18 protein-coding genes and 1 rRNA gene are annotated in these 19,620 nt (G+C 49.8%); 8 read left to right on the forward strand and 11 right to left on the reverse strand.

Translation table 11 applies throughout. The features are described 5' to 3' along the window. A partial coding sequence (locus ACO6VE_RS21800; RefSeq protein ID WP_422463399.1) for an IS66 family transposase occupies positions 1–546 on the forward strand: 546 nt, incomplete at its 5' end. Here the strand turns inward: ACO6VE_RS21800 and ACO6VE_RS21805 are convergent. The 7 genes from ACO6VE_RS21805 to ACO6VE_RS21835 form a co-directional block, all read right to left on the reverse strand. Then, entirely contained in the window at positions 523–1,089 is a 567-nt protein-coding gene (locus ACO6VE_RS21805) for a transposase (protein ID WP_422463401.1), read from the reverse strand. The two genes, ACO6VE_RS21800 and ACO6VE_RS21805, sit on opposite strands and share 24 nt — an antisense overlap. Positions 1,090–1,613: 524 nt before the next feature. Then, entirely contained in the window at positions 1,614–2,252 is a 639-nt protein-coding gene (locus ACO6VE_RS21810) for a hypothetical protein (RefSeq protein WP_422463403.1), read from the reverse strand. After that, a complete protein-coding gene (locus ACO6VE_RS21815; RefSeq protein WP_422463405.1) occupies positions 2,245–7,407 on the reverse strand; it encodes a phospholipase effector Tle1 domain-containing protein in 5,163 nt (1,720 codons plus the stop codon). The genes ACO6VE_RS21810 and ACO6VE_RS21815 overlap by 8 nt, the downstream gene beginning before the upstream one ends. Before the next feature lie 69 nt (positions 7,408–7,476). Beyond that, positions 7,477–8,502 (reverse strand): OmpA family protein, encoded by a 1,026-nt coding sequence (locus ACO6VE_RS21820; RefSeq protein ID WP_422463407.1) that lies wholly within the window; start codon positions 8,500–8,502, stop codon positions 7,477–7,479. After that, complete coding sequence (locus ACO6VE_RS21825) at positions 8,472–8,981, reverse strand: hypothetical protein (RefSeq protein ID WP_422447357.1); 510 nt, start codon at positions 8,979–8,981, stop codon at positions 8,472–8,474. The genes ACO6VE_RS21820 and ACO6VE_RS21825 overlap by 31 nt, the downstream gene beginning before the upstream one ends. Beyond that, positions 8,968–9,279 (reverse strand): hypothetical protein, encoded by a 312-nt coding sequence (locus tag ACO6VE_RS21830; protein WP_101748441.1) that lies wholly within the window; start codon positions 9,277–9,279, stop codon positions 8,968–8,970. Before ACO6VE_RS21830 ends, ACO6VE_RS21825 begins: the two co-directional genes overlap by 14 nt. A 125-nt stretch (positions 9,280–9,404) precedes the next feature. Further along, on the reverse strand, positions 9,405–10,304 hold the full coding sequence (locus ACO6VE_RS21835) for a LysR family transcriptional regulator (protein WP_422463409.1): 900 nt from the start codon (positions 10,302–10,304) through the stop codon (positions 9,405–9,407). Between the two features lie 92 nt (positions 10,305–10,396). Here ACO6VE_RS21835 and ACO6VE_RS21840 point away from each other — a divergent pair, with 92 nt between their 5' ends. The 5 genes from ACO6VE_RS21840 to ACO6VE_RS21860 are packed head-to-tail and all read left to right on the forward strand — an operon-like array spanning position 10,397 to position 15,061. Beyond that, complete coding sequence (locus ACO6VE_RS21840) at positions 10,397–11,608, forward strand: acyl-CoA dehydrogenase family protein (protein ID WP_422463410.1); 1,212 nt, start codon at positions 10,397–10,399, stop codon at positions 11,606–11,608. Between the two features lie 28 nt (positions 11,609–11,636). Beyond that, positions 11,637–12,458: an SDR family oxidoreductase gene (locus ACO6VE_RS21845; RefSeq protein WP_422463412.1), complete on the forward strand. Its 822-nt coding sequence runs from the start codon at positions 11,637–11,639 to the stop codon at positions 12,456–12,458. Beyond that, positions 12,455–13,531 (forward strand): phosphotransferase family protein, encoded by a 1,077-nt coding sequence (locus ACO6VE_RS21850; protein ID WP_422463414.1) that lies wholly within the window; start codon positions 12,455–12,457, stop codon positions 13,529–13,531. The genes ACO6VE_RS21845 and ACO6VE_RS21850 overlap by 4 nt, the downstream gene beginning before the upstream one ends. Before the next feature lie 13 nt (positions 13,532–13,544). After that, positions 13,545–14,258 (forward strand): histidine phosphatase family protein, encoded by a 714-nt coding sequence (locus ACO6VE_RS21855; protein ID WP_422463416.1) that lies wholly within the window; start codon positions 13,545–13,547, stop codon positions 14,256–14,258. A 20-nt stretch (positions 14,259–14,278) separates the two neighbouring features. After that, entirely contained in the window at positions 14,279–15,061 is a 783-nt protein-coding gene (locus ACO6VE_RS21860; RefSeq protein WP_422463418.1) for an SDR family oxidoreductase, read from the forward strand. Positions 15,062–15,603: 542 nt separating this feature from the next. On the opposite strand, the gene ACO6VE_RS21865 is transcribed toward ACO6VE_RS21860, so the two are convergent. The 3 genes from ACO6VE_RS21865 to ACO6VE_RS21875 form a co-directional block, all read right to left on the reverse strand. Continuing rightward, positions 15,604–16,296, reverse strand: coding sequence for an SDR family oxidoreductase (locus ACO6VE_RS21865; protein ID WP_422463420.1), 693 nt, complete (start codon positions 16,294–16,296; stop codon positions 15,604–15,606). Next, positions 16,281–16,907, reverse strand: coding sequence for an IclR family transcriptional regulator (locus ACO6VE_RS21870; RefSeq protein WP_422463422.1), 627 nt, complete (start codon positions 16,905–16,907; stop codon positions 16,281–16,283). Before ACO6VE_RS21870 ends, ACO6VE_RS21865 begins: the two co-directional genes overlap by 16 nt. Before the next feature lie 143 nt (positions 16,908–17,050). Continuing rightward, positions 17,051–18,013: a sulfotransferase domain-containing protein gene (locus ACO6VE_RS21875; RefSeq protein ID WP_422463423.1), complete on the reverse strand. Its 963-nt coding sequence runs from the start codon at positions 18,011–18,013 to the stop codon at positions 17,051–17,053. Positions 18,014–18,310: 297 nt separating this feature from the next. Here ACO6VE_RS21875 and tenA point away from each other — a divergent pair, with 297 nt between their 5' ends. Further along, positions 18,311–19,006 carry a thiaminase II gene (gene tenA, locus ACO6VE_RS21880; protein WP_422463425.1) on the forward strand — a complete coding sequence of 232 codons (696 nt, stop codon included), beginning with the start codon at positions 18,311–18,313 and terminating at the stop codon, positions 19,004–19,006. A gap of 68 nt (positions 19,007–19,074) precedes the next feature. Further along, positions 19,075–19,380 (forward strand): hypothetical protein, encoded by a 306-nt coding sequence (locus ACO6VE_RS21885; protein ID WP_422463427.1) that lies wholly within the window; start codon positions 19,075–19,077, stop codon positions 19,378–19,380. Positions 19,381–19,543: 163 nt separating this feature from the next. Here ACO6VE_RS21885 and rrf read toward each other — a convergent pair. Then, a 5S ribosomal RNA gene (gene rrf, locus ACO6VE_RS21890) occupies positions 19,544–19,620 on the reverse strand; the annotation flags it as partial.

Here is a 19,620-nt window from a genome sequence, read left to right on the forward strand (position 1 = left end):
GAACCCGAAGCGACCAAAGAAGCCCTGAAACAGATCGGCGCACTGTACAAGGTTGAAGATGACATCCGTCGTCAGGGGTTGGAAGGCGACGTACTGCGTGATTATCGCCAACAAAAAGCCAAACCCCTGGTTGACCAGTTCTTTGAATGGAACCGGGAGCAGCTGAGACGGCTTGACCTGGTTCCCAGCAACCCTCTGAGCAAGGCACTGGGCTATGTTCACAAGCGGGAAAAAGAGCTTCAGGTTTACCTGAACGATCCAACGGTAGCGGTAGACACCAATCATCTTGAACGTGGCCTTCGTTGCATCCCGATGGGAAGAAAGAACTGGATGTTCTGCTGGACGGAAGAAGGCGCAGACAATGTTGCCGTGTTCCAGACGCTGATCACCAGCTGCCAGCTGGCGTGCATCGATCCCTACAAATACCTGGTTGATGTTCTCCAACGCATCAGCCTCCACCCGGCCCGTGATATCAGGGAATTGATACCGCGACTCTGGAAAGAGAAATTCGGGGCCAATCCATTAAAAGCCGATCTCGACAAGTAGGGGGAGTCTGCTCCCTGCTTGGACGCTTACGAAGCGGTTATTCCATCTCATGGTTTTGAGCCATTCATTTGAATCAATTTCCAGTAGGCTCAGAATGGGTGGGATATCTGATCGGATTGAACTTTTCTTATCGGATCGGACTGCACGCCCACTCCAGTCAACCAGCTCAAGATAATCGTGAAGTATATAAGGCAACGCCTTAGCCGGATTTTGCCCCTGTGATCTAAAAGGCATAAGGGTGATTGGCTGCTTTCGGGTCTCAGAACCTGCCAAATTTTCAATTCGTTCCTGAATCGACGTGTAGTCTGATCCTTCTGGAGTTTCCGACATTTCGGCATGGAGCGGATTCAGGTCAACATAGGCCATGCAGGTTAACAATGCTGCCTCATCCAACAACGCCTGACTTTTAAACCGCCCTTCCCAGAAGCGACCTTTGCAGCCATCTTCCTGGTTAGCCTCACGGGCAAGATATTCGTTCAGGCAACGCATGAACCAGCTGATATTCGTTAAACGATTTCGATATTCTTCAGCAAATTCGTCCACACGAGTCAGTTCCGAATGACTCAGCTGGTCAGCAGCAAGATGACTCTGAACCAGAAGCGGCCCTGTGAAAAGCCTTGTCCATCGACTCAAAATTTCATCTCTTGTCCACTCTCTGGCAGGTTTCTCATTGATATGCAAAACCACATGGTAGTGATTAGACATAACAGCGTAGGCGCAGACTTCTATAGAAAAGATTGAAACCAGTTCCCTGAGCTTATCTACAACCCACCGCCGACGATGCTCGTAGTTTTTGCCCGTTACCACACAAATACGCCCTGCGTACGCATCAAGCTATACAGTGATAATAAGGCGTGGAACCTGGGTCGATCAAAGAACTTCGTGCACGGGTCATAATCTCTCCTTATCAGCGACAGGGAAAAACTAGGCTAGCTAGCTTGTTTGTCAAATATAAGGGTGGCCTATTTTCTATCCTTAAGTTCTTCTATATCGCCTCGCTCCAGAAACTCTCCTGAGTGGCTTACGGAGAAGCAGTGGCTTATACGCAATGGCTTCTCCATAACTTTTTAAGGCTTCAAATACAACAGGTCATTACAACGAAAGTCTGCTTCAGTAACCTGATCGTAATACTTCGGTTTTTTGTATTTATCCGTCAAGCCAGCCTTGAGATCAGCTTCTTTCTGTTTAAGATAACTCTGCCAATCAGCTATATTCTTATCAATTTTAGGTTTGGCTCGATAGTAGTACTTTTCAAAGATATAGCCGCCACAGTCAAGAGATCGGTAATTGCTCTTTGTCTGAACCCACGACAGAAAAATATTATCTTTTCCCGTGATGCTGAAAAATACATCTCCCAAGAAATGATTCGGCAGTAACTCTTTCAGATTAATTATTTTTTTGAACAAAGAGCCATTTTTATGATTTTTCCATTGAATATGGACTAAATCAGGAACCGACTCCATTGGTAAAGAAACCGTTCCCCCTGCATGCCCTTTCTCTAGAAAAGCATAGGAACCTGGATGTCCTGGATATAGGCTTTCCTCTTTATTACTAATAACTTCTATATTGTAGATATCTGACTCTGAATCATTATGAACAACAAAATTGTAGTACTTCATTTGACTACATCCAGAAATTAAAAGAACAGTAAGAGCAACCAGTAATGCTTTATAATCAGATGCTGCTTTCTTTTTGGCTTTAACCATTCGACAACACCCCACTATTACTCAACCACTCCAGATATTTAGTCATATCAACTGTACCTCGAACATCGTTATCCTGAGGACTTTCAATGATCATGTGCTCCAAATCAGGAAATTGTGGTGCTGTTGACTGTCTCTGAGTCGGTCGTAATGGTTCTCTTTGAATGCAGTTTCCGTTTCGATCTTCTCTAAGACAATTCTGCCCTGGTGTAAAATTTGGATCATTTGGATAATAAATATCCCTGTCCCCACGGGCCAAGAAACCTCTTTTGTCATGGATCAATGGATTTTCGACTGTTTTGTACTCATCATCAAGATCCCCCATTGAAACACCAGCAGACTCTGCCTGCTGAACCATCCACTGAAGAGGGATATCGGATAAATCACCTTCTTTCCAACCTCCACCAATATCGGAATGATCTCCTATGAAGCCCTGCTCTACAATTTGGCCAGAAGTCAAAGAAGCACCTTCGACTGGTGAAACTGAAGTGAGTGGGAATAATGCTCTGTGTTCATTTAATGCTACTGCGTGAGCCACATGCCCTATTCTGCTATCCACTGTGAAGTCATAACCAATATTGATATGATTCCCAGGTAACCCCATTGACCCAACAGTATCAAAGAGTCCCATAAAGCGAACATTCAAGGGATTACAGGTCGTTACGTTAAGCCAATCATTACTATCCATCCTATCAAAGATTTCATTTGAGAATTCACGTGCTATTGAAGCTCCACGACTGAAACCAACAATATCAATATTTCTATCCCATGTATCATCTGCTACCAGTCTATCCAGTCGATTAAGTGCACGATTAACCTTATCTCTAGCCCCATAGCCAAAAACGCCCCCGGCTATAAAGTCTATCCCATCTCCTGTTCCCACCCCCTTTTGGTAAAACACCTCATTAGGATAAGCTTCATTATATGAATCTTTGAACTTCGATACGTTTGTTTTCAACACAGTTTCATCATTCCCCGTCCCATCAAAAGCAAACAAAAACAGCCCCAATGGATCAGTGCTGACCAGAGGGTTACTGTTCACATAGGCATAAGTATTGATACCGCCTCTCAGCCCTATAGGATCACTCTGGCTGTATCGCCCAGTTTCCGGGTCATAGTAACGGTGGTAGTTGTAGAACAGGCCGCTTTCATGGTCGTAGTACTGGCCTGCGAAGCGCAGGTTGATTTCCGTCTCCTTGCCATCACCGTCCGGGTCTTGGTTGGCCAGACCCATCCCAAAAGCATCGCTTTGCCATTGCCAGACAATGGTTTGCTGGTCATTGGTCGCTTTTCTGGGAGTATTCAGATGATCCGTATGAAGGTAGGTGATCTGCTGACCTTTGGAGTCATCCGCCATCGCTACTGGCACCCGGTTCAACCACAGGTAGTTTTTATGGATCTCTTTCCCTGTCTGGCTGTCGATCCGGGTTTCCGCCATCAACTGGCCACTGAGGCCGTAATGGTAAACGGCATGCACCGGGCCATCAGTAGATGGAATCATCTTGTGGGTACGCTGGCCCAGTGCGTTATAGGCGTAAGTGCCTGTTAGCTGGAAGTTGATGTAGGTCGCTACTATCTGGTTCCGGCGGTTATAAATATGCCTTCGATCCCTGGCCGCTGAGGTTTCGACCAGGGTACTGCCTGACCCACTGAGCAAGACCTGGGTGCTGCCATAAGATTGCAGTCGGTTGCTATTGGCCAGGTAGTCTGCGCTCCAGATGGCGGGTTTTTGTCCTGGTTCTCCCATTCTGTGCTCTGTCCGGTTTCCAGCTTTGTCGTATTGGTAAAACTGCTCGTCGCTGACCCGGCTATCCAGTTCGGCAGTCAGGCGCGCCAGTGCATCGTACTTAAAATGTCGTTCACTGTCATCGTCCAGCCGGATGGTTTTAATACTGTCAAAGGCATCATAACCATAAACCTGTTCCCAAAGTGTCTGACCTGGTTTGGGCTGGCTGGATGATGCCAGCATCAAGGCCGAGAGCCGCCCGTCGGCATCAAAGTCTCTGTCCATCCACAGGCCATTGCCGTATCGCCAGCTACTGACACCACTGAATGACTGATGCTTCACCTTATCTACTAAAGTCTTTTGGACTCCTGCCAGTTGGGTCTCAATACCCTTCAGACGATTTGTATCATAGCGGTAGTTTAACTGTTGGCTATTGGGATAGGTGACCCCCAGCAACTGGCCTGCCTTGCCATACTGATAGCTCAGTGTGTAGACGTAAGACTGATCATTCAACTCAAAGCTGCGACGATCCGTGAGGGTATTGCCAAAGTCATCGTAGCCATATGCAATCTTGCCACTGCCATCTTCAATAGAGGTCAACTGCCCTGTACCATTACCATGAACACCGTCTGTCTGGTCGTACTGGTAGCGGATATCCGACCCTGTGCCTGGATAATCGATAGCCACCAGACGATTCAGCAGGTCGTATTCAAACTGAATGCTCGTTCCTGTCACATGTTCAGCAGCATTTTCAGCAACGATGGAACGTCTCAGATGGCCAGAACCCGCCCGGATCTTGTTCCCGGCGCTGTCATAGTCGTAGACGATCACTCCGGTATCTGGGCTATCTACCTGAATGGTGTCACCAAAGCCATTGTAACGATAGCGGGTAACCGCACCGTTGGCCGCCACCACTTCACTGATGCCACCCGTCTGACCATATTCAAACCGGGTAGAGCCGTTCATGGCGTCTATCACTTGGGTCAATTGACTGATGGCATTGTAATCATTGCGAGTGATGCGCTTTTCGTCTTTCCCTGCTTCGGTTGTGGTCAGAACATCCCCCAGTTTGTTATAGGCAAGCACCACTTCCTGCCCATGCTGTCCCAGCAGTTTGATCACTCTGCCCAGGGAATCCAGCGCCCGCTCACTCTGACGGATCAGGTTTCCTTTGCTGTCGTATACCAGTTGGGCAGTCCATTCACCACTGACTCTGGATGGCTCCAGGTTAATGCGCTCGCCCCAGTTATTGCGGATTTCAATGATTTGTCGAGCGTCGTTATAGTCGAATGACTGCCAGCTGCCGTCGGGCAGTGTGAGTCGGGTCACCAGCCCGTTGCGGTCGTGATCGATCTCTGTGGTTTCTGACAGCTCGCCAGTTTTGCTCTTGCGGGTGATTCGGGTGGCCAGTCCTGCTTTGTTATAGTCCAGGCTGACTTTCAGACCATTGGCCAGTGTCGCCTGGGTGGGCTGGCCATCACTGTTGTACTGGTCAATGGTGATGGTATGCCCCATCGGGTTGACGACTTCCTCCAGCAGGCCACGGTCGTTAAAGCGGTAGGTGGTGATATCGTCTGAGCCATCAGCCAGAGGCTTTCTGGGGCCGTTGATCGCCAGAGTGGCAATCTGTCCGACATTTTGCTTATCGAAGGTATAGCTATATGCCCAGTGGCGCTGATCACCATAGGTGGAATAGGGCAGGGTCTGTTGTGTCAGGTCGGTTTCAATACGACTCAGCAGCCTTCCCGCGTCGTTGTATTGAAAGTCGGCCTTGCGATAACTCTGCCAACGTCCCTGGTGGTAACGACTCAGGATTTCTTCGGTCACCAGTGGTAAAGTGTTATGCCAGCGTCTTTCAACGCGGAAAGTGCCTTCTACGGGTAACCACTGCCCTTGCTGACGAGTCAGACCGTTATCCTGCCGGGTCACCAGGCCTCTCTGGTTGCGCTGGTATTCTGTGGCACTGCCTTCGGCATCTACCGCCAGACGCAGGTAGCCCTGTTCATTATATTGATGATCCTGGCGAACTTCCGGACAGGTCGGTGTTGCCTTACCGTCCACCCTGACCAACCTGCGATAACCGGGCCGTGCTGCTTCCAAATGAAAAACAGTCACCAGACCGGCTGCATTGGTCATGGCTACCGTGCCGTCACTTCTGTAGTCAAAGGTCAGTCGTTCAACGCCATTACCATGTTCACTAAGATTTGCACGACCGAGATCATCATAGCCCCAGGTGGCATAGCGCTTACCTTCCGCGTCGGTAATGCCGGTCAGGGCATGGTTGAGCTGTTGATTCTCGTAATGATAGGTTGCGGTATTGTGCTGCCAGAGCGCTGCAACTTGTGACCAGATGCTGTCGCCCAGTCGTTGGAATCCCTTGAGGTTGCCTTTTTCACTGTACTGAAAACGCAGAACAGTATTATTGGGCAGTTCAACCCGGCTGAGCCATGGTTTTTCGCTATGGCCTTCGTAATTAAACGTCAGTTGGTCGCCACGGCTGTCTGATACTGAAACCAGCTGGTTATTTTTATATGTCAGTTGATGAATAACGCCGTTAGGGTATTTGACAGATTGTAGCTGGCCAGCTTCATTATAGGTTTCAATGACCTGGTTCAAGGTGATGTAACGCCAGCCGCTTTCTGTTTTTTCCAGCTGATCCACGACCCCCTGACCGATCCAGCGATCCTGTTCAAGGCGGAACAGATAAACAGAGCCGTCGTCACGAACTATCTTGCGGTAGGTATCGGATATTTGCCCTTCCAGATCAACCAGATCTGAAAGCTGCCGCTGGTAACTGTGTCGCCAGCCATGGCCCAGACTGGTTAACTTATTACTTTGTCGGCTGTTGTAATAGCGCTCGAATTTAAGGGGCGTTTCGCCATAATGCTGAAAGTCAGACTCAACCTGGAATTTGTTACCCGTGCCAAAGTCAATAGGGTTGCCCGCCACCGTATAAGTGGGCGCGGTGGACACACCCCCTTGTGAAGAACCTCCCAGAGGATAAAAGTAACCCGGATCACCGCCCCCTGGCCCAAGACACATACCGCCACCACCGCCTCCACCCGGGTCAGGAAACAGATCGTCTATGGGTGGTACATTTCCGTCACCAGGCTGAGTATCACCACCATCCCCGTCGGAACCATCACCGCCACTCCCATCAGAATCATCCGGCCCACCGCTATCTTTATGCCTGCCACTGCCCCCGGGAGCTGCCAGTCCCGGAGTTCCTTCCGGATAGAACCAGCCCTGGTAATAGTTGGAAGCCATCTCCTGCGCCATATCACCTATATGGTCAGTGATGACATCGCCGTACTGCTGGTAACCGGCCATCGCAGTGATCAGGCCAATACCAAGGATTGGCATATACTCCGCCATAGCTGCGCCAATCATTCGACGAGGGTTTGGTTTCTTTAAAAACTGATGACCTGACATCTCTACATCCCTGTATTATCTTTTTATGATTCTTTTTTATGGTTCTTCTGTTATTTTCAAGCGCCCAAACTAATTGATAGCTGACGTTTTCAAGGGCTGCTGGTACTCAATGGTCACCCGCCGATTCTGTTTTCGCCCTTCAGTCTGGCGGTTATCTGCAACAGGCTGCTCTTCTCCGTAGTGCTCAACATTAATCGTTAAACCTGCCAGGGCGTTATCACGTGTCAGTACTTGTTCCACTGCTCTGGCACGTGACTCAGAAAGCCGTTCATTGTCTTCCTCTGTGCCCACACTGTCGGTGTGACCTGCTATGGTGAGCCGGGTAGCGCCTGACTCAATCAGCTCATGCTTCAGCCTGAGCAGGTAATCGTTAGCGTTCTCATTCAATTCAGCCATCCCTGACTCGAACAGGATGTCGGGGATATTATCCAGCAGGGCTACTGTGGGATATTGCTTATCCAGTGTCAGAAGACGATGGTTAAAGGCCAGTTTCAGCTGCGGTCGGGTGCTGGCATCCAGTATCCGAAGGTAGCTCCTGGGCTCCCCATCCAGGTCGATGACATAAAACTGAACCAGCCACTGGTTCCCCTTGCTACCCGCCTGCCTGGCCAGAACATAGTGCTGACTGGACTCGTCACCCTCAAGCTGTTCAGAAAGATAAAGTTGCCAGGCAGTCAGGTCACCGCATTGTATCTGTTCGCACCGATAAACAACTTCAAAGTGGTCTTTTGCCAAACGATCCAGCATCTCCTGGTACAGATGCACCGCCGAGTCACTCATACTGTGGTCATTGATCCAGACCCGTGATTCACCCAGAGCCTCCAGTTTCAGGGAAGCCAGATAACCTTCATTGTCCCCTTTGAGATAATCCACCGGCCCGGCGACCAGTTCGACCCGGTCATATTTTTTGACGTCCTTCTGGAACACTGTGGACTCTGGAAATGCCTTAACCAGGGGGTGCGTTGCAGGAGAGGCCATAACAGGGGAAATAGCTGCAAATGTTAAAGCAGCCAATCCCCCCAGGGCTACACTTCCCAGTTTTTTATAAAGTGATTTCATCCTGATTACCCCCCGGTCGGCGGAGCGGGTATCCAATACTCACCACATCCCAGTAGTGGCCCGGCATGCAGTTTGCCCGAATCCACAGCATGAGCCTGGACGACATTGAGATTACCCGACACCTTCGCCTTTTCCTTGTTGTCGACATAGTCCTGATAGACCGATTTCAAATTAGCCAGTGTCGTATTCCTATAGTCAGTAATAGCTTCCCTGCAAGATGACCGGTCCACTGAAGCCATGGCATCGGCCACAGCCTGCTCACGAGTGGTAATCATTTGTCCAACAATTCTGATAGTGGCTTCCCTGACTGATCCCAGATCCATATTGGGTCGGTAACCGGGACTGGCTATCATTTTCTCGGTCTCTTTATCAATATGCTGGTTCTGCAATTCCTGAAAAGGCTCTAGCTCATTCAAGAGCGCATCCTGATGCTCTATAACCTTATCCACATCAAAGGCCATCACAGCAGTGGACGACAGTAAAAACAGAAGACAAGCGGTTTTATAAATTCTCACAATCGACACCTTTGGTTTCATTATTTTCACATCGAAAGTCGGTCTGCATTCGCACCACACTGCGCCCGGTCAAGGGAATCATAAAACGATTTTCCCCAAAAAGCCTTGCTAATGCCTGGCAGGCCAACCAATCTTGTGAAGCCCCCTGGCTCACCTGCAGAGTCCGCCATATGATAAAGTTCGCCACAGGCACTTCCATGTCATAGCAGTAACGACTGCGAATACCCAGCAGGTTGGCGTCCTGCAAATCCACATCGACCCCATCAATGTCCTGCATGGTCTGGTCACGGGCATCCATATTCTCTATCGGAATCTGATAAACAGACTCCTGTGCCAGTCGAAATTTTCCACCGTACCGGGAGAACGGACAACTGCTGCCCGAACAGGACTCCAGCTCATTGAACCAGAATTAGCTCACAGATTTTACTGACGGGGCTCATTTAATAGCCCTCTGAGCCATTGCAGTGAGGGCGATGCACTTCTGATGGAGTACCAGTAAAGATAGGCACTGACCGATGGCAGTTCATAGGGCAGTGGAAGAATTTGCAGTCCCATATCCTGAGACAATTGTTGAGCGTAATCCTGTGGCAGGGTCAGCAATAAGTCTGAGCAGGAAGCCACCTGACAGCCTATCTGGTAGTCTCTCAAACGAACGGCAATTGAGCGTCGTTTTTCCAGGCTGGCCAATTGCTGATCTTCATAACCAGGCCCTTCCCGGCGGGAGGACACCAGAATGTGTTTCTCCTTCAAATACTCTTCCATGGTCAGCTGTTTGGTTATCCGGCTGTGATTTTTTCGGGCAACGACAACCATTGGGGTTTTCTGCAGTAAGGTATATTCGATTTGGCGGCCCACCGGCAGAAGCACGTCAATGGCAAGGTCAATACTGCCTGCTCTTAACTCCTTTTCCACATGGTGACGATCAAGTTTCACACTATGGATCGAGATGCCCGGAGCCTGCTGCTGTAATGCCATCATTAATGGTGGCAGCACAACAGTTTCCATGGCTTTATGAATGGCCAGAGTAAATGACAACTTACTGGTGGCTGGAACAAAGTCATTTCTCGGTGCCAGCACACGCTCCAGGTCGCCAAGGACGGTGCGCAATTCCGGTAGAATTTCCCGGGTGTATGAAGAAGGTTGCAGGCCCCGTCCTTCACGGATAAACAGTGGATCGTCCAACTGCTCCCGAAGCCGGTTTAAGGCGTGGCTGACGGCGGGCTGGGTAAGGTTGAGCCGTCCTGCGGCACCGGTAATTGAGCCGGCAACGGCAATGGCTTCGAGCACTCTCAGAAGATTAAGGTCAAGTCTTGATATATGCATGATATTTATAGTTATTCATCAAAACTATTCATTTGATCGTGATTATCATCTACAGCAGCATAGAGGGCAATAACAATAACAGCGAGGCTTTCATGGATTTTTCCCATTCCGCCAAAGCGCAGGATTTTCTCAAGCGCACTCAGGCATTCATGAACGACAAAGTACTGCCAGCAGAAGAAGCGTATCATCAGGCGTTGTCCACCTCCGCAGACCACTCTGAGTGGCAGCAACCGGAAATCGTTGAAGAGTTAAAAAGACAGGCTCGCAGTGCAGGGCTCTGGAATATGTTTCTGCCCTGTGATGAATGGGGCGCAGGACTTACCAATACTGAGTATGCACCTATCGCCGAGGCCACTGGCTGGAGCTTGATGGCACCGGAGGTCTTTAACTGTAATGCGCCGGATACCGGCAATGCCGAAGTGCTCTGGAAATACGGCAGTGAGGAGCAAAAAGAACAATGGCTTAAACCGTTGCTGGCCGGGGAAATTCGTTCTGCGTTCTGTATGACCGAGCCAGAGGTTGCATCCAGTGATGCAACAAATATGGGTGCCACCTGTGTCATTGAGGGTGATGAGATAGTATTGAATGGTCGTAAATGGTGGAGCAGTGGTATAGGCCACCCTAACTGCAAGTTCGTTATCTTTATGGGCATTTCGAACCCTGAGGCAGATCGTCATCACCGTCACGCTATGGTTTTGGTGCCTTTGGATATGCCCGGTATAAAAATCGAGCGCATGTTAAGTGTCATGGGAGACTACGATGCACCATTTGGTCATGGTGAAGTGTCGTTTACTGATGTACGGTTACCGCTGTCTGCCTTTATTGGTGGCCCGGGCCGGGGGTTTGAAATTGCCCAGGGACGTCTCGGACCGGGTCGTATCCATCATTGCATGCGTTTGATTGGCTCTGCGGAAAAAGCACTCAAACTATTGTGTGAGCGGGGCCTGAGCCGCAAGGCGTTTGGTAAGCCTCTGGTGAAGTTGAATGGCAATCCTGATGTGATTGCCAATGCCCGGATCGGTATTGAACAGGCCCGGTTGCTCACTCTGAAAGCGGCATGGCTCATGGATACAAAAGGCATTATGGGCGCAATGAGTGAAGTGTCCCAGATCAAGGTGGTGGCCCCCAACGTTGCCCAGCAGGTGGTTGATGCGGCTATTCAGATGCACGGCGGTGGTGGTCTTTCCGATGATTTCCCGTTAACCCGTATGCTGGCAATGGCAAGGGTGCTGCGTTTAGCGGATGGGCCAGATGAAGTGCATCGTGGGTTGATTGCCAGGTTTGAACTGATGAAGTATCGATAACACGAAAAATAATAAATAGGATCAAGGCATGTCGTTTATAAAAACAATAATTGTGACCGGCGGTGCCAGTGGCCTTGGCCGTGCAACCTGTGAGCGCTTTGCCCGTGCAGGTTATTCGGTTTGTGTCGCTGATATCAATCAGGAGCCAGGCAATAAAACGGTCGAAGCCCTGAAAGCCCTGGGTGCCGATGCCTATTTCACCCGCTGTGATGTCACCAGTGACCAGGATGTAGAAGCCATGATTGCCAGCGCCATGCAGCGCTGGGGCTATATCGGTGTGCTGGTGAATAATGCCGGTGTGGCAGCCGGTGGTCGTATCGAAACGTCCTCTATGGAAGATTGGCAGTGGATTCTGGACATTAACCTGCTGGGTGTTGCCAGAGGTTGTAAAACCATTACGCCACTGTTTAAGCAGCAGCGCTCCGGCCATATTGTCAATATTGCTTCGCTTGCCGGTTTGGTGAACGCGCCGATGATGTCCAGTTATAATGCCACCAAAAGTGCAGTGGTGGGCCTGTCAGAAACCATCAGGATCGAGTTGGAACCTTTTGGTATTCATACGTCAGTGGTTTGCCCGGGATTTTTTCAGACCAATCTTGCCGAGTCTTTTCGATCCGGTGATGCTGAAATGAAAAAGGTGGTGGATAAGCTACTGGCCAGTTCCAACATCACCGCTGAAGATGTGGCCAATGATATCTTCAATGCGGTTCAGAATAAGACATTTTATGTCTTGCCCCATCGCGAGGGGCGCACACTGTGGCGCATCAAGCGTCACCTGCCATCGCTGTTCAAAGCACTGGTGAGCAAAGGGTATAAGAAGAATTTAAAAAAACAGGGTGTCAAGCTATGACCAGTGAAAGTGCAGGATTTGTTGATCAGCCGGGAACGGTTCGATCCGGAGAGGAGCTGGATAGGGTGGCACTGGATGCCTATCTGAATAGGATGTTTCCAGATCTTGCCGGTGACCTTAAGGTTGAGCAATACCCCGGCGGTGCTTCCAATCTCACTTACCTGGTTTCCAAAGGCGAGAAAGAATGGATTCTCAGACGCCCGCCTTTTGGTGTAAAAGCGGCTTCTGCCCACGATATGAGTCGTGAATATCGGGTGATGTCTGCTTTGCAGGATCATTACCCGGTACCCAAAATGGTGGCTTTTTGTGAAGAGCAGAGTGTTCTGGGGTGTGATTTCTATTTGATGGAGCGCCTGAATGGCATTATTCCACGCAATAACCTGCCAAAAGGGATGGCGCTATCGGAGCAGGAAGGTCGACAGTTGTGTATCAATGTTCTGCAAAAGTTCAGTGAATTGCACAACATCGATATTGAAAAGACCGGTCTGAGCAGTCTGGGTAAAGGTTCCGGATACGTGCAACGTCAGATCGACGGCTGGAGTGGCCGTTATCGTAAGGCGATCACCGACAATGTGCCCGACTTTGAACAAGTGATGAGCTGGCTCGACAGTAAACAACCTGAAGATGCTGGCACCTGTCTGATTCACAATGACTTCCGGTTCGACAATGTGGTCTTGAACCCGGGCAACCCAACTGAAGTTATTGGTGTGCTGGACTGGGAGATGTGCACACTGGGTGACCCATTGATGGATCTGGGTAATAGCCTTGCCTACTGGATCGAAGCGGATGATGAACCACAAATGCAAATGTTCCGCCGTCAGCCAACAAATATTGCGGGTATGCTGACGCGCAAAGAAGTGGTCGATTGGTACTGTGAGCAGAATACTATTGAACTGAAGACGTTTGATTTCTACGAAGTTTACGGCTTATTCCGGCTGGCAGTGATTATGCAGCAGATATACTACCGCTTTCATCATGGCCAGACCAGGGATCAACGTTTTGCCATGTTTCCTATGGCGATAGCGTATCTGGAGCAACGCTGCCTGCGGTTGATCAGCCAGTCATCACTCTAGGACAAAAAGAACAATGGCTACCATTTATTTGACTCGACACGGTCAGGCATCATTTGGGCAGCCCGACTATGACTGTCTTTCCCCGCTGGGTGAACGTCAGGCTGTTATTACTGGCGAGTGGTTGGCACAAACACTGGGCAAGTCATTTCAATTGTCAGGCTCCGGCACCTTGCTGCGACAACAGCAGACGCTGGCTGGTATCCATAAAGGGATGTCGAAAAGCGGGTACCGTTCGTTGTGCGCGGATATCACCTTTCCCGGACTGGATGAGCTGGATTCCGGTGACTTGATGCTGGCGGCGAACCCCGATTTTACTGATCGGGCACAAATGGACCTGGCTTTTGCCCGGGCGGCTAATCCCAAGCAGGCTTTTTTTGACGCCTATCGTGCGGCACTGTTTCGCTGGATGTCTGGTGATTATGACAATGAATACCAGGAGTCCTGGCATACCTTTAAATCCCGGACGATAGAGGTACTTCATCAGTCGACCCGTCAGATGGCACAAAATGATTCCGCTGTGCTGGTCAGCTCAGGTGGCGTGATCTCCGTGATTATACTGCAACTGTTGAACTGTCCGGATACTGAGATGTTTCGTATTAACCGACAGATTCACAATACATCCATTACAGCTATCTCTGAGCGCAACGGTAAACTGAGCCTGCATGGTTTCAACAATTATTCACACCTTGAAGTAAAAGGTGAAAAAGCGTTGCTCACCCGCATATAAAAACAATAAAGAGACTTCTTATGACAACCAACGAACCCCAAAAAGATCTGTTCAACCTGAAAGGAAAAATCGCATTGGTGACTGGTGCCAGCCGGGGCATTGGTGAAGCTATTGCCAGACTGCTGGCAGAGCAGGGTGCCCATGTGATTGTTTCCAGCCGCAAGTTGGATAGCAGTGAAGCCGTTTGTAGCAGTATTCGTGACAGCGGCGGCTCTGCCGAAGCTATCCCCTGTCATATCGGTGATATGGATCAGATCACCTCCCTGTTTGAGACGATCAAGGCAAAACATGGTCAGCTGGATATTCTGGTCAATAATGCAGCAGCCAACCCTTACTTCGGCCATATTCTTGATACTGATCTGGCGGCCTTTCAAAAGACGGTAGACGTTAATATCCGTGGCTACTTCTTTATGTGCGCAGAGGCCGGAAAAATCATGCGCAAAAATAACGGTGGTAATATTGTTAATGTTGCTTCTGTCAATGGTGTTGTGCCCGGGCATATGCAGGGTATTTACTCGGTTACCAAAGCAGCGGTTATCTCCATGACCAAAGCCTTTGCCAAAGAGTGTGCCGGGCTGAATATCCGGGTAAACGCCTTATTGCCGGGTTTGACTGAAACAAAGTTTGCCTCAGCACTGACGGGCAATCCGGCAATCCTGAAACAGGCATTGACGCATATTCCCATGAATCGCAGCGCCGCACCTGAAGAAATGGCAGGAACTGTTCTTTACCTGGTGTCTGACGCTTCCAGTTACACAACGGGTGCCTGCATAAATGTGGATGGCGGGTATTTAACCGTTTAAATCTGCTTTTTTCTTTGAAGTTAAACGATAAGAAAGCCATCGATTTATTCCCCGGCAAGTTGAGCAATTAAATATTGGATGCACAGTGCAGGGATGGTCAGCACTTTATGCTGCAATGCTTCAGGTAAACACCTGACCGCTAGTACATGGTTTCAATGAGTTTGACGGGTTGTTGTGCCTCCGCACTCCGTTCGTCCTGAGCCTGTAGAAGGGCGGAAACTCCGGACTCTGATAGATCGTGCCAAGCACCCTTCGACTCCGCTCAGGGTGAACGGAGATTGTACACGTCAAACTCATTGAAACCATGAGCTAGTGCCATCGGAGCTTGCGCCAATACAATAGAGTCGTCCTCACGGCAATGTTGCTCGATATAGTCAGCAATCGTCTGCTGAGTGGAGAGGCAACAGGCTTTCCCTGTCAAAGGTTCCTGATTAATAAAAAGGCCGACAATAACTGTCGGCCTTTTTAGGTCTCCCGTCGTGAAAGCTGTCAACTCAGCAGTGTTAGCTTAAGCAGGGAATGGTGCCAGGTTGTGGGGCAGATCACCACTCGACGCTGGAACCATCGAATACACGAAAGCTGCCGGATTCTTCCAGAGTCAGGTTTTCAGTGACCTTGATAATACCGGCAACACTCTGCTCTGCGGGGAACGTGGCATCCTTACCGCCCATATCGGTTTGTACCCAGCCCGGATGAATGGCCAGGGTTTTCACCTGCTGGTTGCGCAGGTTTTGTGCCGCCGATACCAGAATCTGGTTCAAGGCTGCTTTTGATGCGCGATAACTGTACATATTGCCGGAGCTATTATCCCCCAGACTGGCAACCCGGGTAGAAATACCGACAATGGTCTTATGTTCACTGGCCGCCACATTGTCCTGCAGCGCCTGAATAAGCAGTGCCGGTGCAACGGTGTTGATGGTGAGCACTTCCAGCCATTTCGCCTGGGTCATCTCACCCAGTGTCGCGCAGTCTGACCCCAGTACACCGGCGTTGAGGATAAGGTGATCGATAGCCTGACCATTCAGGCTGGTAGCCAGGGCGTTGATATCTGCCTCTTTGGTCACATCCAGCGGTAATACCTGGACAGTAGCGTGCGCAGTCGCCAGTTCATTCAGTGCACTTGCTGACTGTGGTGAACGACAAGTTGCCAATACCTGCCAGCCTTTCGACGCGTACTGGCGGACAAACTCCAGACCCAGACCACGATTGGCACCGGTAATCAAAACAACAGACATAAGCAGTTCCTGAGATTCAATGAAACTGTTAAGTGTATGCGCTGATAAGGACAAAAAGGTGGAAGTTGCCAAGAAAGTGCACAAGATTCGACATGGAGTTCCTTTTCCAGCGCCCCGGGGACTTGTCCCAGCAGGCGCAGACGACGCAGTAATTCATGGTCAAACGCGAGAAACACCTTGCCGATCGCCGATGTGGTTAAACCTTCACGTTTGCCACGAGGGCTGCGAATGGTCAGTGAATGGCCGCCTTCAACCGCATCAAGGTAGAGATATTCCTGGGCACCACTGGGCACGGCCAGATAGGCGGTGTTATCTGTGAGCTGTGCCATTTTCATCAGCAAGGCACTGAAATGCCGTCGAATGGCTTCGTCTTTTTGCTCCAGTGGTCTGGACAACTCACGAAATCTCAGCCCCAGGGAATAACCTTGTTTTTTGCGCAAGACATACCCCAGCTCGCTCATGGTCGCCAGCAGGCCATGAACCGTGGTCTTGTTCAGCTCAACCGCCTCACTGACCTGCTGCAGAGTTAATGGCCCGGGATGTTGGGACAGGGCCTCAAGAATGGCGCAACTTCGCTCAACCGATTGAATTCGTTTTGGCTCTTTGTACATCAGAGTTTCCTGATCATTTTTCAGGCATTGTCCATCGGTGACGCGGAAGGATAAAGATGGTCAGCAGTGAACGTCTTACGGGGGAATTATATACGACAAGGTGGGGCATAATCCGCCACCTGTTGAGGCTTTGCAAACAACCCTTACTTTTGTTGAAAACGCATCAGTGAACCGCCTGCTTTTTGGTTGTGCTCGTTAATCTCATGGGCTGTCAGTCTTTTCCATGCTTTCGTCGTTAACATGTCTGGCGGTAAGGTCAGGTAGGGGCTATCTTCATTACCGGCCTGTACCCCGGTAACATGGTGATTAGTAAAGTTCTCCCACTCTTTGACTACATGCTGATAAAGCCGGGTATCAAACTGATTACGCCCGATTAAAATGGACTTAAGGTATTCTGGCGGAGATTTTTCATCATAGAGCTTATTGCCCGTCACCTGAAAGCGGGCAGAAGCCACTTTTTCCTCACCATACAGACGAGCAACCACTGACGTCACTGAGTCGACAGCTTCTGTCGGTGCTACCAGTAGAAATTCGTCGTTTATTCTTCGGGTGGCTGCACGATAAGTGTCTTCTGTGCATTCACCATCCATATGATCTTTCCCGGCGATCAGCCGGGTTTGTAAATTATCAATCATGGTGGAACCGGCATAAGTTTCAACATCCTCTTTGGCAAGGTAACCCCGTTGATAATCAAAATTAATTGAGGACACAGCTCTTGCTACCGGCTCCCGAACTAATGAGATATATCGTCCCTGTAAACCACCTTCCTCTATCAGGCCCGTGGGCATATGGCCACTGATAAATCGGGGTGAATGTTGTGCTTTAAGGTTTTCCAGCGCTTCCGGAGAGGGATAACCGCCCATTCCACCAGGCTTGAAAAGATTGGGGGAAACACCCTCTTGCCGCATAACGGAGCAGCGATGATTAAATACGCTGCCTGAATCAGCACTGATGGCTTTCATCAGACAGGCAATGTTGGTCCCCCCGGTTTTCGGCATATGGATAAAAACGATATCCTCTTGCCCTGCTTTTCGTATTTCATCGGAGACATTCACGGGGTTAAGCATGGTAATCGTTGATGAAGCGTAAGACATGTTGGTTTGCATTATTCATTCACCTCGTGTGGCAAGACGCTGCAGCACTGCAAAATTGGCGGTGTGGCCCTGAAGAATCGGTAAAGTAAGCGGCTGAACAGCGGATTTCAGATCATCTGGTTAGTTTGATCGTGTTCACTGCAAAAATGTTCCTTAACTTTTTCAGGTCGATACTCTGTTCCATCAAACCCGTACCTCAGTTCTGATTGATTGTGTGTTGCCAGGCAGAGTCACCGGCAAGGTTATAAATGTGCAACCGGGCAACGGTGAGTTATGATGCGGATCAATAATGATGCCCGGAGTCCGGCCATGAGCTCAGATACCTTGTTCCTTAACGATGAAAACACCCTTTACGGGCGCATGAAAGCGGCCTGCCAGGAGGACTGGCATAACTACTGCCATCACCCGTTTGTCCGGGGGATGGCCGACGGATCGCTGCCAATTGCCTCTTTTCGCCACTATCTTCAGCAGGATTATCTGTTCCTGATTCACTTTGCCAGGGCTTACTCACTGGCGGTTTACAAGTCGGATAACCTGGAAGATATGCGTTCTGCATCGGAGTCCGTAAGCGGTATCCTGGGCGAAATGACACTGCATCTGGCCTATTGTCAGGAGTGGGGGCTGACAGAGAAGGATGTGGTCAGCCTGCCGGAAGCCCGTGCCAATATGGCATACACCCGTTATGTGCTGGAGCGGGGAATGGCGGGCGATATTCTTGATCTTTACACGGCGTTATCGCCCTGCGCGGTGGGTTATGCGGAAATCGGGTATCGTTTAAAGAATGATCCGGATACGCTCAAAGAGGGCAACCCTTACTGGGCCTGGATAGAAACTTACGGGGGGGAAGAATTTCTTGGCTGTGCCAGAAAGCAGGTCGAGCAGCTGGAGCAGCTGGCCAGGTCCCGTTATAACGCCGCCCGAATGGATGCTCTCTGCCAGACTTTCCGGGAAGCGACCCGCCTGGAAATCGGCTTCTGGCAGATGGGTATGGACTGCTCATTTTAACGTCCGTTAGCAGTTCGCCATTCTCTGCTATCCTGAGGTCTCGAACAACAACTCATCAAGGTAAGCTTGTGAATCTTGAATCGAGAGTTGAGAAACTGGAGATGGGGCAGGAAGCACTGGATCACGCTTTTCGAGACTTGGTGAAAGTTGTCAGTGCAACCCATGAAGTGGTTGCCCTTGTTCTCAAAGAGCAGCAGGATACCCGCAGAGAACTGAATGAGTTCAAGGGAGAGGTCAATGCTCAGTTCCGACAGATTGATCAGCGCTTTGATCAACAGGACAAACGCTTTGATCAGCAAGATAGACGTTTCGACAAGATTGAAGAAATTCTGATACAGATTATCGGTCGTCTTCCCGACCAGCCTGATATTTGAATCTGATCTTGTTTCCAGAGCTTTGAGGGTGTCGCTAAAGCCCTCACCACCAAGTCATCCAGCCACTACCAGGTGTGCTGAAAATCGCCGATGACGATATGCACCATATCCGGCACATAAAAAAAAGCCCAGTTGATTGCTCAACTGGGCTTTTCTGTTGGGTGCCTGGCGATGACCTACTCTCACATGGGGAGACCCCACACTACCATCGGCGATCGGTCATTTCACTGCTGAGTTCGG

The organism is Endozoicomonas sp. ALB115, assembly GCF_049310245.1.
In the GTDB taxonomy this organism is placed as follows: Bacteria; Pseudomonadota; Gammaproteobacteria; order Pseudomonadales; family Endozoicomonadaceae; genus Endozoicomonas.